Annotated in this window: 1 protein-coding gene; it reads left to right on the top strand. The window is 40.1% G+C overall.

The genetic code is table 11. The features are described 5' to 3' along the window. The coding region (locus HC175_RS18970) for a S8 family serine peptidase (RefSeq protein ID WP_168139737.1) at positions 1-343 on the top strand (343 nt) is incomplete at its 5' end. Between the last annotated feature and the right edge of the window lie 91 nt (positions 344-434).

The raw sequence follows: 434 nt of genomic DNA, 5'->3' as shown, positions 1-434 counted from the left end.
AGCTAAGGGTATTAAATTTGCTCTTGCGGCAGGAAATGACAGCACCAATGCAAACAATTCTTCTCCTGCGAGAGTAAATGGTACAAATATCTATACTGTCTCTGCTATTGACATCAATGACAGATTCGCATCTTTTTCTAACTATGGAAATCCTCCTATTGATTATGCAGCACCCGGAGTAAACATAAAATCAACCTGGAAGAGTGGTGGTTATAATACCATAAGTGGAACCTCTATGGCTTCTCCACACGTAGCGGGAATCCTTGTTCTTGGAAGTGTAAGAGCAGATGGAACCGCATCAGGTGATCCCGATGGAAATCCAGACCCTATTGCCGTTCATTAAATTTTGAATTGTTAAAAAATAAAAGCACCTCAAAAATCCCGGAGGTGCTTTTTTTTTGATTTAGCTGATATTGATCACCTAAGCTACCGTA

This window comes from Salinimicrobium oceani, from assembly GCF_012037645.1.
This window is presented reverse-complemented; position numbering and strand designations above follow the sequence as displayed.